The 2876-nt window shown below is 68.9% G+C and carries 2 protein-coding genes; both read left to right on the top strand.

All coding sequences use genetic code 11. From position 1 onward, the window contains the following. Positions 1-852: 852 nt before the first annotated feature. Complete coding sequence (locus VJN29_RS11635) at positions 853-1173, top strand: winged helix-turn-helix domain-containing protein (RefSeq protein WP_324143796.1); 321 nt, start codon at positions 853-855, stop codon at positions 1171-1173. 981 nt (positions 1174-2154) lie between these two features. Continuing rightward, on the top strand, positions 2155-2454 hold the full coding sequence (locus VJN29_RS11630) for a hypothetical protein (protein WP_324143795.1): 300 nt from the start codon (positions 2155-2157) through the stop codon (positions 2452-2454). Positions 2455-2876: the final 422 nt, after the last annotated feature.

Genomic DNA, 2876 nt, shown 5'->3' with positions numbered 1-2876 from the left:
CCACCAGGCCGGCGCCACGAGTGGCGGCCCCTCCCCGGTCGCCGCGTACGCGACACGTCGGCCAGCGAACGGCAAGAAGCGAATCGCCGCACCGTCGGCCATGCGGCGAGCGTACCGAGCTTCCGCTGCTGACGATGGATGTTCTGAGGGTCGTGATCACGTGCGTCAACGCGACGAGACGACGCACTGACCTGGGCCTATGCGTACCACGGGCTCCATGCGGAACTGTCTGCACCCTCTCGAGGTGGCGACACGGGTTTTCAGGTCGTGCCGCCGACCTGTCGCCGGCGGGCGACGTCGTGGGGGCGGGCGTGGCGGCCGAGCAGGATGGCTCGACATGGTGGGCACAGCCACCAGTCCGGTCGGGCGGGTGGATGCAGCGCGGGATCACCTTCGAACAGCAGTCGACAGCGTCCGCACTGTTGGCGCGGAGGTTGGTCGTCGGCCAGTGGTTGCTGGGGGGCGGTGTCGGTGTGCGCGAGGTCCTCGTCGCCCAGGACGGCATTCGGAGTGGGGGGCACGATGCCTCCTGTGGTGGGTGCTCATGCACGGGACGTGTAGGGCCGAGGGCCAGTTCCGGCGGCACCGGCGAGGTTGCCCCCACCACGTCCGGACTCAGGTCGGGCGGGGTGGCGCGTCGTGAGGTCAGTGGGCGGCCCGTGCCCGCATGAAGCGGTACAAGCCGAAGGCCACGATCACGACGATGGCGAGGACCAGGAGTTCCATGGTCTTCCCTTCTTCCCCGAGGTGTGGCCGCCGAACGACGGCCACGACCCCCGGGCCTGCCGTGCACCGTATACCTGCACTCAGAAACATGCAATCTGTTTCTGGAAATAGTGATAAGGTATCCGCATGGGCAGTTGGAGCTTCCTCACCAACCACGCACGAGCGCTGCTGGGCATCGCCCATGACCCCGGCGTGCGGGTGCGGGACCTCGCCGCCCTGGTCGGCGTCACCGAGCGCAGCGCCCACACCATCGTCACCGACCTCGTCGACGCCGGCTACGTGATCAAAGACAAGGACGGTCGCCGCAACCGGTACCGCATCCAGGAGCATCTGCCGCTACGCGACCCGATCACGCAGGAACGGACCATCGGCGAGATGCTCGATCTCCTCGTGGGCGTGAACAGTCACCGCAACTCACACAACCAGGACAGGACGCACCATGTCTGACAAGGCACCCGGCAGACCGAACGGCAAGAAACCCGGCAAGACACTCAAAGAGAAGCGAACGGCCAAGAAGCTCAAGCGCAACAACGGGACGGGGCCGAAGCCGAGTACCGACCGACGTGACCCGTGACAGAACCGGGGGCGTGCTGGTACGGGGACCCAGGGCACCAACCCAGGCTGGGTTCGTGCCCCCGTTCCTGCCGCGGTGCGGTGATCTACAGCGAACGCACCGGCAACGGTGACCAACACGTCTACTGCGACACGCACGCCTACTGGCGCCGCAAGACCATCCGGTTGCCGCTCGTGCGGCGCATGCGACCCAGCGAACAACCGCGCCCCTCCAACAGCCACTCCGGCACGTGGTGAGGCCCTACGGATCGGCGCCGGTCCCGCGCCGCTCCCGCGCCGGTTCCGACCCGAGATCGGCGCGTCCTGCCGGCCGCGAGGGGCTGGAGGTCGCGCAGCGCGTGTGGCAGCGCAGTCTCGAACTGGCTTGTGCCGGCAGCCACCTCCACGTGGGCGACCACGCGCTCGCGCTCGCACGTACGGCAGGTCACGACCTTGACACGATGGCCCACGCTCTGGGACTCGGACGCTCCCAAGCCCGCCACCCGTCCGATGACGAGACGGCCCGCCGCGGCGTTCGGCTGTTGGAGCGAGCCATCGGATACCTGGGTGTCAGGTCGGTCCAGGGCGATATCTCCGGCACAGGGCGTCGGCGTGACGAGACCTCACGGGCCAGGGTCGCGCTCTCGGAACTTCACGAAGTTCAGCACCACACGACAGACAACGGGCTAAGGGCGCTGCCCACGCCGGCCGAAGGACCCTCGCCGTTCCTGGCCGAATCGTGGCCACCCGAACCGGTCCCGCCACCCGAGCCGGTCCCGCCACCCGAACCGATGCCCCCGCCCAGCCTTCGGTCGGGCGGCACGCCGGTTGCGCCCCGGGCGGTCGCCGCTTCTGAGCCGACACGAGGACGCGACCGTGCAGAGCCCAGTTGAGACGTGGCTGGGTGACGACGATCTGTCCCGGCAGCGGCGCAAGCGGGAGGCGCGACTGCTCGACGGCGAGGTCCCCGACTTCCCGGGTGTCACCGTGGCCGACGTCGTCGCTGATGTCCTCGCGGCGAGCAACGAGGGTCACGCCGCGTTCGACGTGCCCAACTACCTCGTGGAGCGAGGCCACACATCGATGACGATCACGACCGTCGTCGGCTACCTCCAACGCGACCAGCCGCCACTTCGACCCGCCACGCCACACGCGCCAGCCGAGCGCCACGACTGACAAGGCCGCCCGCGTGCTCGAAACCGGCGATGGAACGCGACGGAGTTGGCACTCAGGCCACGACGGCTCGACGGGACGGATCCTGAAGGACACGGACGACCCTGGCGGCGGTCCGGGGGATCAGCATCGACGCCCGGTGTCTCGACGGACAGTCAAGCGTTCGGCGTAGCAGCCAGCCGCGGCGCATTGTGCGCCTCGTCCGACGGTGGCGAGGAGCGTGCCGGAGGCGGTGTCGCGGCCGGATGGTGGCACTCAGTGCCACTCCCGCGCTACGGTGCGGACGACCAAGGAGGGACGCCATGTCTCAGACCGAGACCGGCGGCGACGAGCGCTACATCGTGGTGTCCACGGACGGCCACGTCGGCCCGTCCGTGAACGAGCAGCTCCGTCCCTACTGCGAGGCGAAGTACCTCGACGAGTTC

The sequence above is a fragment of the Intrasporangium sp. genome, from assembly GCF_035280925.1.
Taxonomy (GTDB): domain Bacteria; phylum Actinomycetota; class Actinomycetes; order Actinomycetales; family Dermatophilaceae; genus Intrasporangium.
This window is presented reverse-complemented; position numbering and strand designations above follow the sequence as displayed.